This is a genomic window from Pseudonocardia nematodicida, assembly GCF_040105385.1.
In the GTDB taxonomy this organism is placed as follows: Bacteria; Actinomycetota; Actinomycetes; order Mycobacteriales; family Pseudonocardiaceae; genus Pseudonocardia; species Pseudonocardia nematodicida.
Genome location: NZ_JBEDNQ010000001.1, coordinates 166,283 through 186,409, shown reverse-complemented (window position 1 = coordinate 186,409; position 20,127 = coordinate 166,283). Strand labels below are relative to the sequence as shown.

The following is a 20,127-nucleotide window of genomic DNA, read 5'->3' as shown; positions in this document are numbered from 1 at the left end:
GGCCATGATGGATACGAAACCTGGCCCCTGGTCGCGGGAACCCGTCCCGCGACCCGCCGCAGAGGAGGACCGACCCGATGAGCGTGATCGAGGACGCGGCAGCGACCGGCCCGGAGCCCGCCGTTCCGGGGTCCGCCGCCCCGCGGTACGGCCGGCAGACCCCGCCGTCCCCGACGGAACGGCACTGGACCGAACCACTGGCCGAGTCCGAGATCTCCGAGGTGGTCGCGCTGCTCAGGGCCGACGACCGGATCGGGGCCCGGCCCCGGTTCTGGGGCGTGTCGGTCGACGAGGACCGCGCCCGCGACCTGGCCGCCGGATACGGCCGGCCGGTGCGCGCGGTCGTCATGAACCCTGACGCGCACGAGGCCTGGGAGGTCACCGGCTGGACCTCCGGCGCCGACCGGCCCGCGTCACTGGAGACCTGGACCCCGGTGGACGCCCGCCGGCCCGGCATCTCCAGCGAGGAGGCCCGGATGATGGCGCAGGCCTGCCGGCAGCACCCGGGGATGCGCGAGGCTCTGGCCCGGCGCGGCATCACCGACCCGTCGCTGGTGTGGGTCGACCCGGAGTCGATCACCGGCTTCGAGCCGCCCGAGTTCGCCGGACGCCGGCTGTCCTGGGGCGCGGTCTGGCACCGCGAGACCGAGGACGACAACGGCTACGCGCGCCCGGTCGCCGGGCTGGTCCCGATCGTCGACATGGAGACCTTCGAGGTCCTGCGGATCGAGGACCACGGCGCCCGGACCCCGACCACCGAGGCCGGGAACTACCGCTCCGGCACCTGGGGCCCGGACCGCGACATCGCCCCGCTGGAGATCATCCAGCCCGACGGGCCCGGCTTCACCGTCGACGGGCACCTGGTGCGCTGGCAGAACTGGTCCTTCCGGGTCGGCTTCACCCACCGCGAGGGCATGGTGCTGCACGACGTGCGCTACCTCGACGGCGACCGCGAGCGCACCGTGCTGCGCCGCGCCTCGATCAACGAGATGTACGTGCCCTACCTCGACCCGGACCCGACCGCGTACCGCAAGAACTTCTTCGACTGGGGTGAGTACGGCGCCGGGCCGCTGACCGCGTCGCTGGCCCTGGGCTGTGACTGCCTCGGCGAGATCCGCTACCTCGACGCGGCCGTGCTGAACGGGCACGGCGAGCCGCGCACCGTGCGCAACGCGGTCTGTCTGCACGAGGAGGACGCCTCGATCCTCTGGAAGCACGTCAACACCCGCACCGGCGAGGCCGACGTCCGCCGCAGCCGGAAGATGGTCGTCTCCTTCTTCGCGACCGTCGCCAACTACGACTACGGCTTCTACTGGTCCTTCCACCAGGACGGCACGATCGACCTGGAGATCAAGCTGACCGGCATCATGTCGGTCACCGGGATCGAGCCGGGGCGGACCGCGCGGCACGGCCGCCGGGTCGGGGCCGACGTGCAGGCCTCGAACCACCAGCACTACTTCGGGCTGCGCCTGGACACCGCGGTGGACGGGCCCCGCAACCGGCTCAGCGAGATCCACGCCGAGGTCGACCCGGACCCCGAGCTCAATCCCTACGGCAACGCCTGCCGGATGGTCGCCACCCCGGTCCGGTCCGAGGCCGAGGGCGCCCGCAGCTCCGACGCCTCGCGTGCGGTGCACTGGCTGGTCGAGAGCACCGAGGGGACCAACCGCTTCGGCGACCCGACCGGTTACCGGCTGGTCCTGCCGAACACCACCCGGCTGTTCGCCGCCCCCGGCAGCGTCGTGGAGCGCAAGGCGCCGTTCGTCTCCCGCCAGCTGTGGGCCACCTCCTACGCCGCCGACGAGCGCTTCATCGCCGGCGAGTACCCGAACCAGGGCCCGCTGGGTGACGACGGCGTGCACGTGTGGCAGCAGGCCGACCGCTCGCTGGACGGGGCCGAGCTGGTGCTCTGGCCGGTCGTCGGCGTGCACCACGACCCGCGGCCCGAGGAGTGGCCGATCATGGCCGTGCACCGCATCGGGATGAAGCTCGAGCCGGACGGCTTCTTCGACCGCAACCCCTCGCTCGACCTGCCGGCCCCCGAGCCCGCGCACGACGACGGGTGCTGCCACTGATGGCCGCTCCCGCCCAGGCGGCCCGGCGCGAGCTGCGGGTCCGGGCCATGACCCACGAGGCGGACGGGGTGCTCTCGCTGCGTCTCACTCCGCTCGACCCGGCGGCCACGCTGCCGTCGTGGGAGCCCGGGGCGCACGTCGACCTCGAGCTGCCCGACGGCTCGACCCGGCAGTACTCGCTGTGCGGCGACCCCGCGGCGCCGTACTGGGAGATCGCGGTCCGGCACGACGAGGCGGGCCGCGGTGGCTCCGCGCACGTGCACACCGTCGTCCGTCCCGGGTCGGTGCTGCGGGTCGGTGACCCGCGCAGCGCCTTCGCCCTGGCCGACGCGCCGGAGCACGTGTTCGTCGCCGGCGGCATCGGCATCACCCCGCTGCTGCCGATGGTCGCCCGGGTCGCCGCGGACGGTGGCCGCTGGCGGCTGCACTACGTCGGCCGCACCCGGGAGTCCACGCCGTTCCTGGACCGGGCCGTGCTGCGCGAGCCCGGCGCCCGGGTGCACCTGACGGCCGAGACCGGCCGGCCCGCCCTCGCCGGGCTGCTCGCCGACCTGCCCGACGGCGCCGTCGTCTACGTCTGCGGGCCCGCCGCGATGATCGACGAGGCCCGGGAGCTGCTGGCCGGGCACCCGGACCGGCTGCGCTACGAGCTCTTCCGCGCGCCCGAGGCGGACCCCGACGCCGAGTCCGGTTCCTTCCTGGTCCGGCTGGCCCGCTCCGGCAGGGAGGTCACCGTCCCGGCCGGGGGCTCGCTGCTGGACAGCCTGCTCGACGCCGGCGTGGACGTGCTCAGCGACTGCCGGGAAGGGATCTGCGGAAGCTGCGAGACGAAGGTCCTCGCGGGCTAACCCGACCACCGCGACCACGTCCTGACGCCGCAGGAGCGGGGGGAGAACACCTGCATGATGGTGTGCGTCTCGCGCTCGCTCGGCCCGCGGCTGGAGCTCGATCTGTGACCGCCCTCCACAGCTCCCACCACCGTTCCCGAGTCGAGAGAGGCCCGTCGTGCTGAAGCGCGAGGACAACGAGAAGCTGACCCGCACCGGCCCGGACGCGCCGCTCGGCCGGTTGATGCGCTCCTACTGGCAGCCGGCCGCGCTGGTCTCCGAGATGCCGGTGGACCGGCCGGTGAAGGCCGTCCGGCTGATGAGCGAGGACCTCGTGCTGTTCCAGCGCGAGGACGGCGGCTGGGGACTGGTCAGCCGGTTCTGTGCGCACCGCGGGGTCGATCTGTCCTACGGCCGGCTCGAGGACGGCGGTCTGCGCTGCCTCTACCACGGCTGGCTCTACGGCTCCGACGGCCGCTGCCTCGAGCAGCCGGCCGAGCCACCGTCGAGCACCTTCGCCGACAAGATCCGGATCCGCAGCTACCCCTGCGAGGAGCGCAACGGCATCGTCTTCGCCTACCTCGGCGCGGGCGACCCGCCGCCGTTCCCGGCGTTCGACTGCTTCACCGCGCCGGACGCCTACACCTTCGCCTTCAAGGGACTCTGGGACTGCAACTGGCTCCAGGGCGTCGAGGGCGGGATCGACCCCAGCCACGTCTCGTTCCTGCACCGCTTCGTCGGCGAGGACCCGCGCGAGGTCTACGGCCAGCAGTTCAGCGAGGAGGTCGAGGGCACCGGCCAGAAGCTGTCCAAGCTGGTCGGCGACCATTTCCGTCCCGACATCGAGGTCGAGTCGGCCGAGCACGGGCTGCGGGTGTTCGCGATCCGCGAGCTCGCCGAGGACGTCACACACGTGCGGATCACCAACCTGATGTTCCCGAACGCGTTCGTCGTGCCCTTCGGCAACGACAAGGTCTTCGCGCAGTGGCACGTGCCGATCGACGACCACAGCCACTACTGGTACATGGTCCTCTACGACTTCTCGGAGAAGACGGACAAGGACACCCTGCTCGCCCAGCGGCTCTCCGAGGTCACGCTGCCGGACTACCGGCCGATCCGGAACCGGGACAACCGGTGGGGCTTCGACGCGACCGAGCAGCAGGAGCTGACCTACACCGGCATGGGCCTCGACATCAACGTCCACGACCAGTGGGCGGTCGAGAGCATGGGCGCGATCCAGGACCGGACCGTCGAGCGGCTCGGGGTCTCCGACCGCGCGGTGACCGCCAACCGGCGGCTGCTGCTCAAGTCCCTGGATGCCTTCGAGGCCGGCTCCCCGCTGCCGGCCCACCCCCTCGACGACGCCGAGGCCGCCCGGCTGGTCGGTCCGATCGCCGTCGACATGATCAGCCCTACCGAGGGGTGGCAGGACCGCTGGGCCGCGCACGACGCGACCCGCCGCGCCGCGTCCCCGTGGGCGGCCCCGCCCACCGGCACGGCCGGCCAGGACCCGGGCGCCGGCTCGGGAGCCGACTCGGGGGCGACCGCCGATGCGTAACGTCGACGAGCGGCCGGTGGCCGAGGGCGGCGGCGGGCACACCGCCCGCCCGATGCTCGACTCCGATCGCGGCGGCTTCGTGGAGCGCCACGAGCTGTGGTCCGAGCAGAAGTACGCCGCCGCGGCCCAGCTCCGCCGGGTGATCGACGAGCTCGGTATCGAGCTGGTCCGGGTCTGCTTCGTCGACCAGCACGGGGTGCTGCGCGGGAAGTCGATCACCAGCGCCGCGCTGCCCGGCATCCTGCGCTCCGGGCTGACCGCGCCGTCCTCGCTGCTGCTGAAGGACCCTTCCGGGCGCTCCTCGTTCGCGGTGTTCGAGGGGCTGCGCCTGGACGGCTACCGCGGCTTCTCCGGCGCCGGCGACGTGGTGCTCGTCGCCGACCCGACGACGTTCCGGGTGCTGCCGTGGGACAACAGGACCGGGCTCCTGCTCGCCGACCTGCACTACCCGGGCGGCGGCGCGGTCCCGTTCTGCACCCGGGGCCTGCTCCGCCGGCACCTGGACTCCCTCGCCGGGCGCGGCATGAGCCTGACCGTCGGGCCGGAGCTGGAGTTCCACGTGTTCGCCCGGGCCGACCCGGCGATGGACCCCGCTCAGGTCGGCCGCCCCGGCGCGCCCGGGGCCGCCCCGGCGGTCCGTCCGCTGACCCCCGGCGCCCAGCTGCTCGACATCGGCGCCCTGGACCGCTCGGACACCCTCGTCACCGAGATCCACCGGGTGCTGACCCGGCTCGACCTGCCACTGCGCTCGATCGAACTGGAGTTCGGCCCCAGCCAGTTCGAGATCACGCTGGAGGCCGGCGAGGCGAGCGTGGTCGCCGACCAGGTGGTGCTCGCCCGGACGGCGATCAAGCAGCTGTGCAGCCGGATGGGCCTGCACGCCACATTCATGTCCCGGCCGCAGGGCGCCGAGACCGCCTCCACCGGCTGGCACCTGCACCAGTCGCTGTGCGACCTCGACACCGGCGCCCCGGTGTTCCCCGGGACCGGTCCCGGCTCGGTCCTGTCCCCGGTCGGCACGGCCTGGCTCGCCGGCCTGCTCGAACACGCAGCCCCGGCCGCGGCGTTCAGCACACCCACGGTCAACGGCTACAAGCGCTACCAGCCGCACTCGCTGGCCCCGGACCGGGTGCTGTGGGGGGTGGACAACAAGGGCGCGATGGTGCGCGTGGTCGGCTCGCCCGGCGACCCGTCGGCCCGCCTCGAGAACCGTTCCGGCGAGCCCGGCGCGAACCCCTACCTCTACATCCTGTCCCAGCTGGTGTGCGGGCTCGACGGGCTCGACCGGGGGCTCTCCCCCGGCGCGCCGTCGGACTCGCCCTACCTCGACGACGCCCCGCGGCTGCCCCCGACCCTCGGTGCGGCGGTCGACGCGCTCGACGCGAGCACGCTGTTCCGCCGAGAGCTCGGCGACGTCGTGGTGGACTGGTACACCCACCTCAAGCGGGCCGAGTTCGAGCGCTACCTGGCCGACGTGTCGTCCTGGGAGCAGCGCGAGTACTTCGACCTGCTGTGAGGCCGGCGGTCAACCAGGTGGACCCCGTGGGCCAGGAGCAGCCGGCCCGGACCGGCGTGCGGCGGGTGGTCCCCCTTCTGCTGGGCTGGGAGCGGCTGCCGCTGTGGGTGTCGCTGCACGGTGCGCCGCGCGAGCAGCGCATCGTCGAGCCGGTCCCGGCCGTGCTGCTGGAGACCGACGACGGCTGGTTGCTGCTCGACACCGGGTTCAACACCGCGCTGATCCGCGACCCCGCGCTGCACCGGCGGTTCTACGGGTCCCCGGCCTACCAGCCCGCGCTGCCCGGGCCCGGCGACCCGCTGCTCGACGCGCTCGCGTCTGTCGGGGTGCGCCTGGAGGACATCGGGGCGGTCGCGATCAGCCATCTGCACGCCGACCACGCCGGCGGGCTGAAGCATTTCGCGGGCAGGGTGCCGGTGCACGTCCAGCGGGCCGAGCTCGGCTTCGGCCTGTCCGGGTCCCCCGAGGTGGAGCGCAACACGATCTACCGGGTGGACTTCGACGACCCGCGTATCGACTGGCGCCGCTGTGACGGTGACACCGTGCTCGCACCCGGTGTGACCGCGGTCCTGACCGCCGGGCACACCCCCGGCCACCAGAGCTTCGTGGTCGAGCTCGCCGGCGGTGGGGGCTTCGTGTTCGCGTTCGACGCCGCCGACCTGACCGAGAACATCCGCGAGGAGCGGCCGATCGGGGTCTGCATCGGGTGCACGCCCGAGCAGAGCCTCGGCCCGATCCGGCGGCTCAAGCAGATCGCCGCCGAGCGTGGCCTCGAGCTCGTCCCGGGTCACGACCCGGCGGTCTGGCCCGAGCTCCTGCGCCGGCTCGGCACGCCGGTCCCGGCCGGCCCCACCCACCAGACGGATCGAGCCCGCACCGAAGGGGACGGATCATGCAGAGCCTGCTGCTGACCGGCGACGTGATCACGATGGACCCGGCACGCCCGCGGGTGCGGGCGGTGGGGATCCGGGGTGACCGGATCGTCGCCCTCGGCTCGGTCGCCGAGGTCCGCCGCGAGCTCCGCGGACGGGTCGTCGAGCACGACCCCGGCGGGTGGGTGCTGCCCGGGTTCGTCGACAGCCACGTCCACGTGCTGTGGGCCGGGCGTGCCGAGGAACGCGTCGGGCTCGACGACGCGACGAGCATCGCCGAGATCGGGCGCCGCCTCGCCGCGCACGCCGCCCGGAACCCCGGCGACGGCTGGATCGAGGCCGAGGCCGGATTCGACCCCGGTGACCTGACCGACGGCCGGATGCCGACGGCCGCCGATCTCGACGCCGCCGTGGGAGACCGGCCGGTGATCCTGGACCGCAAGGGCCACGACGCGATCGTCAACACTGCCGGGCTCCGGGCCGCCCGTGTCGACGCCTCCACCCCGGACCCGCCCGGGGGCCGCATCGACCGCGCCCCGGACGGACGGCCGACCGGTCTGCTGGTCGAGCATCCCGCCGCCGACCTCGCCCGGTCGGTGATCCCCGAGCCGGACCGGGCGCGGCGGGTCGGCTGGATCTCCGCGGGCACCCGTCGCCTGCGCGGGCACGGCTTCACCAGCGCGATGGACCCCGCCGTGGGGCCCGCGGACCTCGTCGCCTACGCCGACGCGGCCCGGTCCGGGCGCCTGGCCACCCGGACCGTGGTGATGCCGTTGGGCGACGACCACCTCGACGACGCGACGCTGCAGGAGGCCGTACGCGGCGCCGGGGTCGCGGACGCGGCGCCCGACCGACTCCGGGTCGGCCCCACCAAGCTCTTCCTCGACGGCGGAGGCTCACTCGGGACCGCGTGGCGCTCGACCCCCTGGCCGTGCACCGACGGGTACACCGGCAACCGGACGCTCAGCGTCGAGGCGCTGCGGGCGCACTGCGCCGCCGCCGCGGCGGCCGGGCGCGGGGTGGGGGTCCACGCGGTCGGCGACGCCGCCGTCGACCTCGTGCTCGACGTGCTGGAGGAGATCGACCGCAGGACCCCGGTGGCCGGACTCGGCTTCCACCTCATCCACGCCTACCTGGAGCCCGGCGCCCGGGCGATGCGCCGCACGCGGCGGCTCGGGGTGGCGGTCTCGGCCCATCCGGCCCTCTGGTGGAGCGCCGGCGCCACCATCGCGGAGCGCCTCGGACCGGACGTGGCGGCGCGGTCGAACCCGTTGCGCTCCTGGATCGACGCGGGTGTGCTGGTCGGCGGCGGCTCGGACGGCCCCGGCCCGCCACTGGCCGCACTGCACGGTATGTGGCAGTCGCGCACCCGGGAGGTTCGCGGGCTGACCGGGCCGGTCGGACCGGACGAGGCGGTCACCGCCGAGGAGGCGCTCGCCCTGTTCACCACCCGCGCCGCGGCCGTCGCCGGGCTGGACGGCCCCGGGCGTCTGCGGGTCGGCGGGCCTGCCGACGTCGCAGTGACCGACGTCGACCCGCTCGGCCCCGCGGGCCCGCTCCGTGACGGGCGGGTCCTCGCGACGGTGGTCGCGGGAGAGCTGCACACGCCGTGATCGCCGTGCCCTGCCCTCGATCACTCCGGGTACTCGAGCCACTGCACACCGAAGCAACCCTTATGGATCCACGAAAACGCGGCTAGGATCCAATCACGTCGCCGTGACCCACCTCGCGCCACCACCGGACATGCTGCGGCCCAGCAGGACCGGTCGCACTGCTTCACGACGACGTAACGGACCGGAAATACGCCCCGCCCTAGACTCCGTCTGGATACCAGCAACAGCATTTTGGATCCACACCCCGAGGAGATCGCCATGCCCCCCACCACGCCCACCGACCGGCACCTGTCGCGCCGGGCCCTCTTCCGCGGAGTGGGCGCGTTCGGTCTCGGCGTCGGGCTGACGAGCGTGCTGTCCGCCTGCGGCGTGGCGGCCTCCGACGGGGGCGGCGGCGGCGCGTCGGGCGGCACCCTCACCGTGGGCACCGACGCGACCAGCGGCGTGTTCGACCCGGCGTTCTACACCACGCTCGGGGACTGGATGGTCGTCGACTCGGTCTGCCGGGGCCTGACCTTCTGCGACTTCACCGACCCCGATCCGAAGCCCGACCTCGCCGAGAGCTGGACCGTCTCCGACGACGGGCTGACCTACGAGTTCACGCTCCGCGAGGGCGTCACCTTCCACGACGGCAACGCCCTCACCTCGGCCGACGTGCTGGCCAGCCTGAACCGCCAGCTCGACGAGGACGACCCGTCCCTGCCCGACGGGGCGTCGCGCCCGTTCCAGAGCCTCGGCCGCAACCTGACCTCCCTGGACGCCCCCGACGAGCGGACCGTGCGGATCGTCCTGCAGGGCCCCGACGGCACCCTGCTCGCCCGGCTGTCCGACATCGGTGCCCGGGTCGTCTCGAAGGCGGCGCTGGACCAGTACGGGGCCGAGATCGGCAAGCACCTGGTCGGTACCGGCCCGTTCCGGCTGGCCGCGGCGACGGCCGGCCAGTCGGTGACCCTGGAGGCCTTCGACGACTTCGTCGGTGGCCGCCCGCCGGTGGACCGGGTGGTCCTGCAGCAGGTCCAGGACTCCTCGACGATGATCAGTTCGCTGATCAGCGGCGCGGTCTCGGCCACCCAGTTCACCCCGTACTCCGCGGCCGAGCAGCTGCGCGCGAACGACGCGGTGACCGTGCACGACACCCCCTACTGCTACGACGCCATGCTCCTGATGGACGTCCGCCGGCCGGCCCTGGCCGAGCTCGAGGTCCGTCAGGCGATCAACCTTGCGATCGACCGGCAGGCGATCCTGGACCAGGCGTTCTTCGGGGTGGGCACCCTGCCGGAGGGCTACGTCGTCCCGCCGGCGATGCCCGGTCACGACCCGTCGCTGGCCGACCTCAGCCGGACCGACGTCGCCGAGGCCCGGCGGCTCGTCGAGGCGGCGGGCGCCGTCGGCCGCGAGGTGCGCCTGATGGCGGCGAGCGACACCTGGCACCCACGAGCCGCGCAGGTGATCGCCCAGAACCTCACCGACATCGGCCTCACCGTGGTCTCGGACTCCGTCGACCCGGCCGCGTTCTTCAGCCGGGTCATGGACACCGAGGACCCGTACCACGAGATCATGGTGTGGGAGCGGAACTCCTACGTTCCCGACCCGGACAACATGGTCGGGAACATGGCCGTCCCGCGAGGGGTGTACGGCTCGTCCGCCACCGGTTTCGACACCCTTCCCGGAAGCGAGCGCTTCGCCGACGACACCGTGGCCGCCCGGAACCTGCCGATCGGGCCGGAGCGGACCGCCGCCTACTCGGAGATCCAGCGTCGCTGGGCCGAGGAGTTCATGGTGCTGTCGATGCTGGTGCACTCCACGAACCTCGTGGTCACGGGCGCGAACGTCACCGGTGTCAACGTCAACGCGCTCAGCACGCACCGCTGCTTCCTCGAGGACGCGAGTGTGGGCGGCGCATGACCGCGACAGCCATGGGCAGCCGCGGGACGACCCGCCGCGGGACACGCCGCATCGCCCGGACGCCGGTCGCGATCGTGTCCTGGGTGGTGGTCGCGGCCTACCTGCTGCTCGCCCTCCTCGGCCCGCTGCTGGTGACCGGGGACCCGCTGCGTCAGTCCCCGGCGGCGCTGCTCCCGATGGGGTCGCCCGGGCACCTGCTCGGCACCGACGACCTGGGCCGGGACCAACTCGTCCGGCTGGTGTACGGCGCCCGGCCGCTGCTCATGGTCGCGCTGGCCGCGACCGCGCTGGCGACGGCGATCGGCGTCGCGATCGGGCTGGCCGCGGGCTACCTCGGCGGCCGGGCCGAGCAACTGCTCATGCGGCTCACCGACGTCGCGCTGGCGTTCCCGTCGGTGCTACTGATCATCCTGCTGGTCGCGGCAGCCGGCGCGGGCACGTCCAGCCTGGTGGTCGGGGTCGGTGTCGCGCTGGCTCCCGGGATCGCCCGCCTGGTACGGGCGCTCGCGGCCCGGGAGTCGGCCCGCGACCATGTACTCGCGTCCCGGATGGCCGGGGCGGGAGGCCTGCGGATCGCGCTGACCCAGGTGCTGCCGGGAACCGTCGGCCCGCTCCTCGTCCAGGTGCTGACCACGCTGTCCATCGCCGCCGGATTCGCGGCGGGCATGTCCTACCTCGGCCTCGGCATCCAGCCACCCACCCCGGACTGGGGCTACATGGTGCAGGCCGGGCAGGAGTTCCTCTACACCGCGCCGTCGCTGGTCGTGCTGCCGGCACTGGCCACCCTGGTGTTCGTCGTCGCCTGCAACTTCGTCGGCGACGACGTCCGCGACGCGCTCGACCGGAAGGGGACACCGTGAGCGTCCCGACCTCGCTGACGACCCGCCGGGCTCGCCCGGCCGCCCGGCGCGGCGGCTCCGGGCTGAGCCGGCTGATCGTGCGCCGGCTGCTCGCCGTGCCGGTGGTGCTCTGGATCCTGGCCACGCTGGTGTTCCTCGCGATGCGGCTCATCCCGGGATCGGCCGCCACGGCACTGGCGGGCGGGGGCGACGGGCTCTCCTCCGAGCAGGTCGCACAGAACCAGCAGCAGATCTCCGAGGCGCTCGGGCTGGACCGGCCGCTACTGTCCCAGTACCTGACCTACCTCGGGGACCTGCTCCGGTTCGATCTCGGACAGTCGTTCTTCGGCGGCAACGACGTGCTCCGGCTGCTCGGCTCGGCGCTGCCGGCCACCCTGGAGCTCACCGTCGCCGCGATGACCATCGCCGTGCTGATCGGCGGCGTCACCGGGCTGATCGCCGCGGTGTACCGGGGTACCTGGATCGACACCACGATCCGCGCGGTCGGCACGGTCAGCTTCTCGCTGCCCTGGTTCGCGCTCGGGGTGCTGTCCATCGTGGTGTTCGGGGTGTGGCTCGGCTGGCTGCCGGTGCTGGGCCGGCTGCCGAACTCGCTGGGCTACGAGCCCACCACCAACATCGTGCTGCTCGACGCGATCCTGCAGAACCGGCCCGACCTGGTCCTGCCCTGGATCTCGCACCTGATCCTGCCCGCGACGACGCTCGCCCTGTCGATGGCCGGTTACATCACCCGGATCGTGCGGGCGTCGGTCCTGGAAGTGCGCGGCGAGGACTTCGTGCGGACCGCGCGCATGAAGGGCATGGCCGAGAACGCGATCCTGCTCCGGCACGTGCTGCGCAACTCGGCACTGCCGATCATCACCGTGCTCGGGCTGCAGTTCGGCTCGCTGCTCGGCGGCGCGGTCATCACCGAGACGGTCTTCGCCTACCCCGGCGTCGGCGGGATGGTCATCTCCGGGGTGCTGCAACGCGACTACCCCGTGGTGCAGGGCGCCGCACTGGCGATCGCGCTGCTCTACACGCTGGTCAACCTCGCCGTCGACCTCTTCTACCTGGTTCTCGACCCCCGCCTGCGGAAGGGATGAGTCACCCGTGCGGATCCTGCTCGTGCACGGCGCCGGCGGCACGCCGGCCACCTGGGACGCCGTGCTGCCGCTGCTGCGCAGCCGCGGTTACGAGATCGCCACCGTCACCAACCCGATGACCTCCCTGGAGGACGACATCGCGCACACCACCGCCGCACTCGACGCGCTCGAGGCGCCGGTGCTGCTCGTCGGGCACTCCTACGGCGGTGCGGTGATCACGAACGTCGGACGCGACCCCCGGGTGGCCGGGCTGGTCTACCTCGCCGCGTTCGCACCGGACGCCGGGGAGACCGTGCAGCAGATCGTCGAGCGCTACGAGCCCGCGCCGGTCTCGAAGCACATGCGCCGCGGGCCGGACGGCGAGTGGCGCTCCGAGCGCGGCGACGCCTACTGGGCGGAGATCGGCTGGGACCTCACCGACGAGCAGCGCGCCGGCCGGATCGCGGAGAACCGGGTCGCCGACAAGAAGATCTTCGAGCAGCCCACCGGCGAGCCCGCCTGGCGCACGCTCCCGAGCTGGTACCAGGTCGCCGACCGGGACGCGACGCTGCTCCCGCAGATCCAGCGGGACATGGCGGCTCGGGCCGGCGCCACCACCAGCTCGGTGCCGGGCAGCCACTTCTCCCCGCTGGTGTACGCCGCCCAGGGGTGCGCGGTCATCGACGCGGCGGTCGCCGAGCTGAGCACCGCCGGGAGCGGCGCATGACCGGCGCGCCGGAGACCGTCATGCGGATCCGGGACCTGCACGTCGGCTTCGACACCCCCGCGGGCCGGCTGCCCGCGGTCGACGGCGTCGACCTGGACCTGCGCCGCGGCGAGATCCTCGCCCTGGTCGGTGAGTCCGGGTCCGGCAAGTCCGCGCTGACCATGAGCCTGGTCGGGCTCAACCGCGGCCCGCGCACCCACGTGCGCGGGGAGGTCGAGTTCGGCGGCCGCAACCTGATCGGGGCGAGTGAGGCCGAGCTGCGCGAGGTCCGCGGCCGCGACGTCGCCGTCGTCTTCCAGGACTCGCTGGCCGCGCTCAACCCGCTGCACCGGGCCGGTGCGCAGGTCGCCGAGATGGTGCGGCTGCACCAGCCGCTCGGCCGGGCCGCGGCCTGGGAGCGCGCCGAGCAGCTGCTCGACGACGTCGGCATCGCCAACCCGTCCCGGACCGCGCGGGCCTACCCGCACCAGCTCTCCGGCGGGATGCGGCAGCGCGTGATGATCGCGACCGGGCTCGCCAACGAGCCGGCCGTGCTGATCGCCGACGAGCCCACCACCGCGCTCGACGTCACCATCCAGGCGCAGGTGCTCGAGCTGCTGCGCCGGCTGCGCGCCGAGCACGACTCGTCCATCGTGCTGATCACCCACGACCTCGGCGTGGTCGCCGAGGTCGCCGACCGGGTCGCGGTGATGTACGCGGGCCGGGTCGTCGAGCAGGGGAGCCGCGACGACGTGCTGCAGCGCCCCCGCCACCCCTACACCGTCGGGCTGCTCCGGTCCGTACCGCGGATCGACGGCCCGCAGGCCGACTCGCTGTTCGCGATCCCCGGCGCCCCGCTGACCGGTGTCGACCGGCCGGGCGGGTGCGCGTTCCGCCCACGCTGCCCGGACGCCGTCGAGGAGTGCGGGGCCCGGCCGCCGCTGCGGGCCCGCGAGCACGGCTCCGATCACCTCGACGCCTGCGTGCGCGAGCCGGTCGTCGCCGGGAACGGGGTCCTCCGGTGAGCGAACCACTCGTCCGTGCCGAGGACCTGCAGGTCTCCTACCGCGACGGCGGCGGGCGCCCGGTCCGGGCCGTCGCCGGCGTGGACCTCGACATCATCGAGGGCGAGACGCTCGGTCTGGTCGGCGAGTCCGGCTGCGGCAAGTCGACGCTCGGCCGGGCGCTGCTGCGCGCCGTCGACCCGTCCGGCGGACGCATCCACTACCGCGGCCGGGACATCACGGCCCTCAACAGCAGCCGGATGCGGCCACTGCGCGGGGACATGCAGATGGTGTTCCAGGACCCCTTCGGCTCGCTCAACCCGCGCCGCACCGTCGCCGACATCATCGCCGAGCCGCTGCGCCGGGCCCGCGGGATGTCCCGGGCCGAGGCCGACGAGCAGGTCGGTGAGCTGCTGGAGCGGGTCGGCCTGGGCCGCGCCGCCGGGAGCCGCCGCCCGCACGAGTTCTCCGGCGGCCAGCGGCAGCGGATCGGGATCGCGCGGGCGCTCGCGCCCTCGCCGCGCTTCGTCGTGGCCGACGAACCGGTGTCGGCGCTGGACGTCTCGATCCAGGCCCAGGTGATCAACCTCCTGACCGGGCTGATCCGTGACGAGGGCCTGACCCTGCTGTTCATCTCGCACGACCTGGGTGTTGTGCGCCACATCGCGGACCGGATCGCGCTGATGTATCTCGGCCAGATCATCGAGGTGGCCCCGCGGGACGCGTTCTTCTCCCGTCCGGCGCATCCCTACGGCGAGGCGCTGCTCTCCGCGGTGCCGGTGCTGGAGCGGACCCGGGAGCGCATCGTGCTCTCCGGCGAGCTGCCCGACCCGGCCGACCCGCCGTCGGGCTGCCGGTTCCGGACCCGCTGCCGGCACGCCGTCGAGCGCTGCGCGACCGAGGAACCCGCGCTGCGCCCGGTCGGCGACGGCCGCTCGGTCCGCTGCCACCTCCCCCTGATCGACATCACCGCGCCGGCACCGACGCCGGCCACCACCGCCAGGAGGTCCGTCCACCCGTGATCATCGACGCGTACAACACCACCCAGGACGTGCGGGGCCGCTCCGACTACCTGACCGGAGCCCGTCCGGGCCAGGCACCGCCGCCCCACACCCCGTTCGATCCCCAGCGCATCCTGGACCGGATGGACGCCGCCGGCGTCGACATGGCGATGGTCTGCTCGCTGGCGCAGCGGATCGAGAACGACTTCCTGATCGAGCTGGTCGGGAAGTTCCCGGACCGGCTGATCGGGTTCGGCCAGGTCCGCCCGCAGGACGACGACGCGCTGACCGAGATCGAGCGCTGTGCCGCCGCCGGGCTGCGCGGGCTCAAGCTGCACCCGAGCATGCACGGGTATCACGTGGCCGACCACGGTCTGCTGGACCCGGTGTTCGACCTGTGTGCCCGGCTCGGACTACCGATCCTGATCAACGCCCTGGACGACGCGTTCTGCGCGCCGCTGGCGATCGAGGAGATCGCCAAGGACCACCCGCAGGTGCCGACGATCATCGCCCACATGGGTGCGGTCTGGAACGTCCCGGAGGCGATCATCGTCGCGGAGCGGCGCGAGCACGTGTACCTGGAGACCTCTGCGACCCTGATGGCCGATGTGAAGCGGGCCTACGCCCGGCTCGGCCCGGAGAAGATCCTGCTGGGCAGCGAGTGGCCGGGCTCGGACTTCGACCTGGAGCGGATGAAGATCGCCAAGGCGATCCCGGACGAGGCCGACCGCGCGCTGGTCGAGGGCGGCAACTACGCCCGGCTGCTCGGGATCGCCGGATGACGTCGGGACCGCCCCTCACCGTGGCCCGGATCAGTCCCCCTGCCGGGATGACGACCGCCGATGCCAGTCTGCTCGCCGAGGCCCAGGACCTGCTCGCCCGGGTCAGGCTCCCCGGCCGGCACGACGTGGCGGCCGCACTGCGCACGACCGACGGCACCCTGTACACCGGGGTCCACGTCGAGGGTTCCTGCCGGCGCAGCTCGATCTGCGCCGAGGGGGTGGCACTCGGTACCGCCCGCGCCGCGGGACACGACCTCGCCGAGGTCCAGGCCGTGGTGTCGGTGCAGGTCAAGCCGGTCGACCGGTTCCGGATCATCGCGCCCTGCGGTGTCTGCCGTGAGCTGATCAGCGACTACGCCCCGGACGCCCGGGTCTGGCTGACCCGCCCCGCCGACGACGCCGTCGTCGTGTACCGGGCGCTGGATCTGTTGCCCGAGAAGACGGTCCGGCGCTGGTGAGCGCCGCCGAGGAGAGGACCACCGTGACCACCGCCGCACCGCTGGGACCGGATGTCGCCGGTCTGGCCGCCGAGCTCGGCGGGACCGGTTCGCCGGTCCTGTGGGAGCACCTGACGTGGCCGGAGGCCGACCGGACGGTCACCGGGACCGATGCCGTGATCATCCCGATCGGCGCGACCGAGCAGCACGGACCGCACCTCCCGCTCGCCGTGGACTCGATGATCTGCGAGGCCGTCGCGCACGGGGTGTCCGCGCTGACCGGTGTCCCGGTGGTGCCGACCCTGACCTACGGGGTGTCCGGCTCGCACGGCGACTTCGGCGGCACCGTCTCGGTCCGCCCGGAGACCATGATCGCACTGGTCGAGGACCTGGTCGACTCGCTGCACCGGGCCGGGGTCCGCCAGTTCGTGCTGCTCAACGGGCACATCTGGAACAACGGATCGCTCGACGTGTCGGCCGAGAAACTGCGGGTCCGGCACGGCGACGCCCGGGTCCGCGCACTGGGCTACGTCACGATGTACCCCGGCCCGGAGGTCGACGGGCACGTCACCCACGGCCGGGGTCTGATGCACGCCAACTTCTTCGAGACCTCGGTGATGCTGCACCTGCGGCCCGACCTCGTGCGGATGGACCGCGCGGTGTCGCACCGCGACGTCGACTCGTTCTGGGACTACCGGATGGACCAGGTCAGCGACACCGGCGTCTGGGGCCGCGACGTGGCAGAGGCGAACGCCGTGCACGGCAGCGCGGAGTTCGACCGCTGCGTGCTCACCACCGCCCGCGCGGTCTCCGCAGCGGTCGGCGAACCCTGGCCGGACCCGAAGCACCGGCCCTGATCCCCTCCTGGAGACCGACGTGAAGATCTACGACATCACCCTGCCGATCCACCCCGAGATGCTGCACTGGGGCCGCAAGCCCGAGGTCGAGATCGTGGAGTCGCTGGCGAACGGCGACGCCTCGAACGTGACCCGCTGGCGGATCGGCGCGCACACCGGCACCCACGTCGACGCCCCGGCGCACTTCGTCGACGGCGCCACCCCGATCGACGAGGTGTCGCTGGACTCGATGGTCGGGCCGGCCGTCGTCGTCGACATGACCGGGCTGACCGGCGACGTGACCGCGGCCGACCTGGACGCCGCGGGCGTCGCGGGCGAGAAGCGGATCCTGCTCAAGACCACCAACTCGGCCGGCCCGCTGAAGGAGACCGAGCGCGCCCCGAGCTGGATCGGACTCGCCCCCGACGCCGCGAAGTGGATCGTCGCGAACGGCGTGGAGCTGATCGGCATCGACTACCTCACGATCGAGAGCCACTCCCGCACCGAGAGCTGGGACTCCCACCACGTGCTGCTCGGCAACGACGTGCTCATCCTGGAGAACGCCGACCTCGACGCCGTCGCCCCCGGCCGCTACGAGCTGGTCTGCCTGCCCGCCAAGCTGGCCGGCGCGGACGGCTCCTTCACCCGCGCCATCCTGATCGACCGGGACGGCGAGTGACCACACGGGTCGCGATCGCCGCACCGCACGCCGCCGGGGTCGAGGCCGCCCGGGCGGTCGTGGCCCGCGGCGGCGGCGCGCTCGACGCGGCCCTCGCGGCCGCGGCGGCGCTGACGGTGGCCTACCCGCACCAGTGCTCGGTCGGCGGTGACCTCGTCGCCGTCGTCCGCCCGGCCGGCGGGGCCCCGCGCGCGGTGCTCTCGGTCGGCGCGGCACCCGCCGCGCTCGACGTCGACGCCCTGCGCGCCGCCGGGCCGCGGATGCCGCCCGGCGGCCCGCTGGCGGTGACCGTGCCCGGCGTCGTCGCGGGCTGGGCCGCGTTGCACCGGCTCGGAGCCCGCCTCGGTCTCGCCGAGCTGGTCGCGCCGGCGGTCGAGCTGGCCTCGGCCGGGGTCGCGGTGAGCGAGGGACTGGCCCGGGCGACCGTCCGCCGGGCCGAAGTCGTCGCCGCGGATCCGGGACTCGCGGCGCTGCTGCTCGGCCCGGACGGCCGCCCGCACGAGGCCGGTGTGCTGCTGCGCCAGCCCGCACTCGCCGACACCCTCACCGCGATCGGCGCCGACTGGCGCAGCTTCTACACCGGACCGGTCGGCGACCGGCTGGTCGCGGGCCTGCGCGCGCTCGGCTCGCCGGTCACCGGGGCCGACCTCGCCGCGCACACCGCCGAGGAGACCGAGCCGCTGCGGCGCGACGCGCTCGGCGCGACCTGGTCGGTGGCACCGCCGCCGAGCCAGGGAGCCGCCCTGCTCGCCGTGCTGAGTGCCGGGACCGACCTGCTCACCGCCGCCCGCCGCGCCGAGATCGCCCGCGACACCCTGCTCGGGGACCCGCGCGGTGGACCGGTCGACCTCGCCGGGCTGCTCCTGGATCGGGAGCCGGCCGGCGTCCCGGCCGCCGCCGGACCGAAACCGGCAGGCGACACGGTCGCGGTGACGGCGGTCGACGACGAGGGCACGGCGGTCTCGCTGATCCAGAGTGTCTTCCAGAGCTTCGGCGCGGGCCTGCTCGAGCCGGACACCGGCGTCGTCCTGCACAACCGCGGGTCGGCGTTCTCGCTCGACCCGGCGCACCCGGGCGCGGCGCGACCGGGTGCCCGGCCGCCGCACACCTTGTGTCCGGCGCTGGCCGAGCGCGGCGACGACGTCGTCGCGCTGGGGTGTCAGGGCGGGCGGGCCCAGGCCTGGATCCTGGCCCAGACCGCCGCCGACGTCCTGGACTCGCCCGACCCGGCCGTCGTCCTGGCCCGGCCCCGCTGGGTGATCGGGTCGAGGGATCTCGGCCGGACCGGACCGACTCTCGTCCTGGAGCCGGGGGTGCCCGGCGCCGGGGCCCTGGCGGCCACGGCCGCCGGGCTGTCACTGGAGGTCACCGGCGTGGACGGCCCACACGACGACGCCGGGCACGTACAGGTCGCGCGCCTGCGGGGCACGACGCTCGATGCGGCGAGCGACGTGCGGGCCGACGGGGTGGGCCGGGTGCTCGGCGCGGGCTGAACCCGCCCGCCCGGCGGGCCCGATCCGACGATGCCGCAGACCGGCGCTCCGCCGACAGACAGAGCCCCGCCCACAGACAGAGGAGTCCCGGGTGTTCGACCCCGCCCAGCCGTCCACACTGGTGTTCCTCGTGGTGGCGGGCCTGCTCGCCGGTGCGGTGAACGCCGTCGCCGGTGGGGGCTCGCTCCTGGTCTTCCCCGCCCTGCTCGCGGTGGGTCTCCCGCCGCTGGCCGCGAACGTCACCAACTCGGTCGCGCAGTGGCCGGGATACGTCGGTCTCGTCCTCGGCGCCCGGCGGGACCTCAGCGGTCAGGGGCGCCGCATCCTGCGCACATCGGCCGTGGCCGTGGTCGGGGCCCTGCTCGGATGCCTGCTCCTCCTGGTGGCGCCGGGCGAGGTCTTCGACACGATCGTGCCGGCACTGGTCATCCTGGCCAGCCTGACGATGGCCGCCGGGCCGTGGCTCAAGCGCCGGATCGGGGACCCGGCGACCGCCGCGAGCGACCGCCGCGGGCCGCTGTTGATCGCGGTGTTCCTCGCCGCGGTGTACGGCGGCTACTTCGGCGGCGCACTGGGCGTCGTCCTGATCTCCACGCTGAGCCTGTTCGCGCACGACGAGCTGTACCGGCTGAACGCGCTCAAGGGGGTCCTGTCCCTCGTGGTCGCGACCATCACCGTGATCGTGTTCGCGATCGGGGCACCGGTCGACTGGGCCGCGGTCGCGCTGCTGGCTCCCAGCACGCTCCTCGGCGGATACCTCGGGGCCCGGGTCGCCCGCCGGATGCCGGCGGCGGCTCTGCGGTGGGCGGTCGTCCTGCTCGGTCTCGCCGTGGGCCTCGCCCTGTTCGTGTCCTGACGGGTAGCGGCGATCCCGCACGGGAACTGTGGTCGACGTCCCA

General features: G+C 73.8%; 18 protein-coding genes. All 18 read left to right on the top strand.

What is annotated here, in order from left to right:
* Positions 1-77: 77 nt before the first annotated feature.
* Positions 78-2,075, top strand: coding sequence for a primary-amine oxidase (locus WIS52_RS00875; RefSeq protein WP_349296099.1), 1,998 nt, complete (start codon positions 78-80; stop codon positions 2,073-2,075).
* The gene (locus tag WIS52_RS00870) at positions 2,075-2,923 is read left to right on the top strand and encodes a PDR/VanB family oxidoreductase (protein ID WP_349296098.1); all 849 of its coding nucleotides are present in this window, start codon (positions 2,075-2,077) and stop codon (positions 2,921-2,923) included. Before WIS52_RS00875 ends, WIS52_RS00870 begins: the two co-directional genes overlap by 1 nt.
* Positions 2,924-3,080: 157 nt before the next feature.
* A complete protein-coding gene (locus WIS52_RS00865; RefSeq protein WP_349296097.1) occupies positions 3,081-4,460 on the top strand; it encodes a Rieske 2Fe-2S domain-containing protein in 1,380 nt (459 codons plus the stop codon).
* Positions 4,453-5,976 carry a glutamine synthetase family protein gene (locus tag WIS52_RS00860; protein WP_349296096.1) on the top strand — a complete coding sequence of 508 codons (1,524 nt, stop codon included), beginning with the start codon at positions 4,453-4,455 and terminating at the stop codon, positions 5,974-5,976. The genes WIS52_RS00865 and WIS52_RS00860 overlap by 8 nt, the downstream gene beginning before the upstream one ends.
* A gap of 26 nt (positions 5,977-6,002) precedes the next feature.
* Complete coding sequence (locus WIS52_RS00855; RefSeq protein WP_349296095.1) at positions 6,003-6,887, top strand: N-acyl homoserine lactonase family protein; 885 nt, start codon at positions 6,003-6,005, stop codon at positions 6,885-6,887.
* Positions 6,869-8,461 (top strand): amidohydrolase, encoded by a 1,593-nt coding sequence (locus WIS52_RS00850; protein ID WP_349296094.1) that lies wholly within the window; start codon positions 6,869-6,871, stop codon positions 8,459-8,461. The genes WIS52_RS00855 and WIS52_RS00850 overlap by 19 nt, the downstream gene beginning before the upstream one ends.
* Before the next feature lie 258 nt (positions 8,462-8,719).
* Entirely contained in the window at positions 8,720-10,366 is a 1,647-nt protein-coding gene (locus WIS52_RS00845; RefSeq protein WP_349296093.1) for an ABC transporter substrate-binding protein, read from the top strand.
* On the top strand, positions 10,363-11,226 hold the full coding sequence (locus WIS52_RS00840) for an ABC transporter permease (RefSeq protein WP_349296092.1): 864 nt from the start codon (positions 10,363-10,365) through the stop codon (positions 11,224-11,226). The genes WIS52_RS00845 and WIS52_RS00840 overlap by 4 nt, the downstream gene beginning before the upstream one ends.
* Positions 11,223-12,311 carry an ABC transporter permease gene (locus tag WIS52_RS00835; RefSeq protein WP_349296091.1) on the top strand — a complete coding sequence of 363 codons (1,089 nt, stop codon included), beginning with the start codon at positions 11,223-11,225 and terminating at the stop codon, positions 12,309-12,311. Before WIS52_RS00840 ends, WIS52_RS00835 begins: the two co-directional genes overlap by 4 nt.
* 7 nt (positions 12,312-12,318) lie before the next feature.
* Entirely contained in the window at positions 12,319-13,017 is a 699-nt protein-coding gene (locus WIS52_RS00830) for an alpha/beta hydrolase (protein WP_349296090.1), read from the top strand.
* Complete coding sequence (locus tag WIS52_RS00825) at positions 13,014-14,021, top strand: ABC transporter ATP-binding protein (protein ID WP_349296089.1); 1,008 nt, start codon at positions 13,014-13,016, stop codon at positions 14,019-14,021. Before WIS52_RS00830 ends, WIS52_RS00825 begins: the two co-directional genes overlap by 4 nt.
* Complete coding sequence (locus WIS52_RS00820) at positions 14,018-15,022, top strand: ABC transporter ATP-binding protein (RefSeq protein ID WP_349296088.1); 1,005 nt, start codon at positions 14,018-14,020, stop codon at positions 15,020-15,022. Before WIS52_RS00825 ends, WIS52_RS00820 begins: the two co-directional genes overlap by 4 nt.
* Positions 15,019-15,783, top strand: coding sequence for an amidohydrolase family protein (locus WIS52_RS00815; RefSeq protein WP_349296087.1), 765 nt, complete (start codon positions 15,019-15,021; stop codon positions 15,781-15,783). The genes WIS52_RS00820 and WIS52_RS00815 overlap by 4 nt, the downstream gene beginning before the upstream one ends.
* A gap of 47 nt (positions 15,784-15,830) precedes the next feature.
* Positions 15,831-16,241: a cytidine/deoxycytidylate deaminase family protein gene (locus WIS52_RS00810; RefSeq protein ID WP_349296086.1), complete on the top strand. Its 411-nt coding sequence runs from the start codon at positions 15,831-15,833 to the stop codon at positions 16,239-16,241.
* Between the two features lie 23 nt (positions 16,242-16,264).
* Positions 16,265-17,077, top strand: a complete 813-nt coding sequence (locus WIS52_RS00805) for a creatininase family protein (RefSeq protein WP_349296085.1) — start codon at positions 16,265-16,267, stop codon at positions 17,075-17,077.
* A 19-nt stretch (positions 17,078-17,096) separates the two neighbouring features.
* A complete protein-coding gene (locus WIS52_RS00800) occupies positions 17,097-17,735 on the top strand; it encodes a cyclase family protein (RefSeq protein ID WP_349296084.1) in 639 nt (212 codons plus the stop codon).
* Positions 17,732-19,228: a gamma-glutamyltransferase gene (locus tag WIS52_RS00795; protein ID WP_349296083.1), complete on the top strand. Its 1,497-nt coding sequence runs from the start codon at positions 17,732-17,734 to the stop codon at positions 19,226-19,228. Before WIS52_RS00800 ends, WIS52_RS00795 begins: the two co-directional genes overlap by 4 nt.
* A 91-nt stretch (positions 19,229-19,319) precedes the next feature.
* Positions 19,320-20,084 carry a sulfite exporter TauE/SafE family protein gene (locus WIS52_RS00790; RefSeq protein WP_349296082.1) on the top strand — a complete coding sequence of 255 codons (765 nt, stop codon included), beginning with the start codon at positions 19,320-19,322 and terminating at the stop codon, positions 20,082-20,084.
* Positions 20,085-20,127 lie beyond the last annotated feature (43 nt).